This window comes from Metabacillus niabensis, assembly GCF_902829255.1.
GTDB lineage: Bacteria > Bacillota > Bacilli > Bacillales > Bacillaceae > Metabacillus > Metabacillus niabensis.
Genome location: NZ_CADEPK010000243.1, coordinates 1 through 3,732, shown reverse-complemented (window position 1 = coordinate 3,732; position 3,732 = coordinate 1). Strand labels below are relative to the sequence as shown.

Annotated in this window: 3 protein-coding genes and 1 other annotated feature; all 3 genes read left to right on the top strand. The window is 37.0% G+C overall.

The window, feature by feature from the left end; all coding sequences use genetic code 11:
• Nucleotides 1–333 precede the first annotated feature (333 nt).
• Nucleotides 334–589: a binding site (T-box leader), on the top strand.
• 109 nt (nt 590–698) lie between these two features.
• The gene (ilvB, locus tag HU235_RS15340; RefSeq protein WP_095300596.1) at nt 699–2,420 is read left to right on the top strand and encodes an acetolactate synthase large subunit; all 1,722 of its coding nucleotides are present in this window, start codon (nt 699–701) and stop codon (nt 2,418–2,420) included.
• Nucleotides 2,417–2,932 (top strand): acetolactate synthase small subunit, encoded by a 516-nt coding sequence (gene ilvN, locus HU235_RS15335; protein WP_145582186.1) that lies wholly within the window; start codon nt 2,417–2,419, stop codon nt 2,930–2,932. Before ilvB ends, ilvN begins: the two co-directional genes overlap by 4 nt.
• Nucleotides 2,933–3,029: 97 nt before the next feature.
• Nucleotides 3,030–3,732, top strand: a 703-nt coding sequence (ilvC, locus tag HU235_RS15330; RefSeq protein WP_174880759.1) for a ketol-acid reductoisomerase, incomplete at its 3' end; no start/stop codon positions are given.

The following is a 3,732-nucleotide window of genomic DNA, read 5'->3' as shown; positions in this document are numbered from 1 at the left end:
CGATAAAGATTGTTAGTTAATTGTAAACCTATGTTTCATGATAACTTTACAAAACAGATGATGGACATCTGTTTATTTTTAGATTTTTCCAAAAAAATTTTTAATAAAAACATCTCAATAATATCAATAATGTAAGCGGATTCAAGGTTCCTAATAAATCTAAATAATCAAACAATTCTTAAAAAACACTGTTGACACTTTAATTTCTAGAGCGTAATATAAGTTCAAATAAAAGTTACAAGAACATTAGAAAAAGGAATAAAATTCTCTAAATTCACACAATTATTTTATGAAGCGATTAGTTGTTTTTGTTGGAAACTAAATGGAAATATTGTTAAAACGGTGAAGAGGATAAGTAATCTTTGGTAAAGTATCTACAGAGAACCGGGGTAGCTGGAAGCCGGTGATACTCCCGAACGATGAACTCGCCTCTGAGTGTTAATCTGAAATATAAGTAGGATTAACCGAGTCCCATTTCTTCGGTACTCGTTATCAAAGTGAGCAGATAATCTGCTCGTAAGGTGGTCATAATCTGACCATGAAGAAGGGTGGTACCGCGAAAAAGTTTATTAACCTTTTTGCCCCTTTGGCACACAAATTGATGTGGAGTCTTATGAGGGGTGGGAAGGTTTTTTATATGCTGTTTTAACTAAAGTTTAAGTGAATGAATCCATATTAAATTAAAGGGAGGAAAGAGTATGAGTACAAATGTACAGTTGAATAGCTCAACAGCCAAATGTACGAACACTATGTCGGGATCACTTATGCTAATCGAAGCATTGAAGCAGGAAAATGTAGAAGTCATATTCGGTTACCCAGGTGGAGCTGTATTGCCAATTTACGATAGCTTATATGATTCAGGGATGTTTCATGTTTTAGCTCGACATGAACAGGGTGGAATACATGCAGCAGAAGGCTATGCACGTGTTTCTGGTAAACCCGGAGTCGTCATTGCAACATCTGGACCAGGAGCTACAAACCTTGTGACTGGACTAGCGGATGCGATGATTGATTCATTACCACTTGTAGTCTTTACAGGGCAGGTTGCGACAAGTGTCATCGGCTCAGACGCTTTCCAAGAAGCAGATATTTTAGGAATTACAACACCGATAACAAAGCATAATTACCAGGTACGTAATGTAAACGAGCTTCCTAGAATTATTAAAGAAGCATTTCACATTGCAACAACTGGTAGACCAGGTCCTGTATTAATTGATATTCCAAAGGATATCTCTTTAAATGAAGGAGAATTCAATTATGATATCAAGGTGAATTTACCTGGTTATCAGCCAACAAGTGAACCAAATTATTTACAAATAAGAAAATTAGTTGAGGCTGTAAGCAGTGCGAAAAAACCCGTTATTTTAGCTGGTGCTGGAGTTATCCACGGGAGAGCTTCAGAACAGTTATTAACATATGCTACCCAACAGCAAATTCCAGTTGTTAACACATTATTAGGATTAGGTGGATTTCCATCTGATAACCCGTTATTTTTAGGAATGGGTGGAATGCACGGAACATATGCAGCCAATATGGCGCTATATGACTGTGACTTATTAATTAATATCGGTGCAAGATTTGATGACCGTTTGACTATGAATTTAAACCATTTTGCTAAAAAAGCGGTTGTAGCCCATATTGATATCGATCCTGCTGAAATTGGGAAAAATGTTCCAACGCAAATTCCAATTGTTGGTGATGCGAAGAACGTATTAGAGCAATTAATTAAACAGGATGGAAAACAAGGTGACCATAGTGAGTGGAATACAAAATTGGCTAATGATAAAAAAGAGTTTCCACTCGTATACAAGGATAGTGACAAGGAATTAAAGCCTCAGAAGGTTTTAGAGTTAATTCATAAGTATACAAATGGTGAGGCGATCGTAACGACAGACGTTGGTCAGCACCAAATGTGGTCAGCGCAGTACTATAATTTTAATAAGCCTAATAAATGGGTAACATCTGGTGGATTAGGAACAATGGGCTTTGGACTTCCAGCAGCAATCGGAGCACAATTAGCCGATCGAAAATCAACTGTTGTTGCAGTATTAGGTGACGGTGGTTTTCAAATGACGCTTCAAGAGCTTGGTGTTATTCACGAGCTAAATTTACCAATTAAGATTGTTATCTTGAATAATGGATCACTTGGAATGGTAAGACAATGGCAGGAGCTATTCCATGGTGAACGTTATTCACATTCTAAATTTGTGACTCAGCCAGATTTCATTAAATTGTCTGAAGCGTATAGTATCGAAAGCATCCGGATTGAAAATAGTGAAGGTTGGGAAGAAGCATTAAAGAAAGCTATCACTTCTGACGGACCAGTACTTTTAGATATTCATGTAAGTAAGGATGAGAATGTATATCCGATGGTTGCTACTGGTAAAGGGCTCCATGAAATGGTAGGTGTTAAACTATGAAACGAATCATCTCGTTAACTGTTCTCAACCAAGCCGGAGTTTTAAATCGTATTACTGGATTATTTTCGAAAAAGCACTTCAATATCGAAAGTATTACGGTTGGACACTCTGAGACAGAAGGCATTTCACGGATGACGCTTGTGGTAAACGTGCAAGAGGAAAATGAAATTGAACAGATAACAAAGCAGCTAAATAAACAAATTGATGTATTAAAAGTAGTAGATATAACATCACAGTCAATTGTAACAAGAGAGCTTGCGTTAATTAAAGTGATGTCAACGCCTGCTACACGGATGGAAATCCAAGGATTAATTCAGCCTTTTCGTGCAACTGTAATTGATGTAAGTCGTGAGAGTGTCGTCATTCAAGTAACTGGTGAACCAGAAAAAATCGAGGTTTTAATCGATTTGTTAAAACCATACGGTATTAAGGAAATTGCTCGAACTGGTACTACGGCATTTACACGTGGAATGCAAAGGGCTACAAAGGAAGTCCCTATTTCTATCGTTTGATTAACGAGTAATCTTACCTGTAAAACAGGTTTTAAAGATAAATAGTAATAAACAATAAACACACTAACAATCATAAAAATTGAGGGAGAGATTATACATGACAAAAGTATATTATAACGGAGACGTTAACGAACAAGCATTACAAGGTAAAAAGATTGCTATCATTGGTTATGGTTCACAAGGCCATGCGCATGCACTAAACTTAAAAGAAAGCGGCTTTGATGTAGTAGTAGGAGTTCGTCAAGGTGGCTCATTCAATAAAGCAGTTGAAGATGGGCATACAGTAGTTTCAGTTGCTGAAGCGGCTGAACTTGGTGATTTAGTTATGGTATTACTTCCAGATGAACAACAAGCGAAAATTTATGAATCTGAAATTAAACCAGGATTAAAAGCTGGAAATTCACTAGTTTTTGCTCATGGATTTAATGTTCACTTCAGCCAAATTGTTCCGCCTGCTGATGTTGATGTATTCCTTGTTGCACCAAAAGGTCCAGGACATTTAGTAAGAAGAACATATGAAGAAGGTGCTGGTGTTCCTGCATTATTTGCAATCTACCAAGATGTTACTGGAGACGCAAAAGAAAAAGCACTTGCATATGCAAAAGGAATTGGTTCAGCACGTGCTGGAGTATTAGAAACAACATTTAAAGAAGAAACTGAGACTGATCTTTTCGGTGAGCAAGCAGTTCTTTGTGGCGGTTTTAATTCTTTTTTTAAAGATGGGTTTGTAAATTTTGTTGAAAGAGGCTACCCAACCAAAAGTGTTTTTTCTTATTCAAAACTTGAGCCGCCCCCCAAAA

Coding starts and splice junctions, on each gene's coding strand:
- ilvB (WP_095300596.1), top strand. CDS start 699: ATGAGTACAAATGTACAGTTGAATAGCTCAACAGCCAAATGTACGAAC.
- ilvN (WP_145582186.1), top strand. CDS start 2,417: ATGAAACGAATCATCTCGTTAACTGTTCTCAACCAAGCCGGAGTTTTA.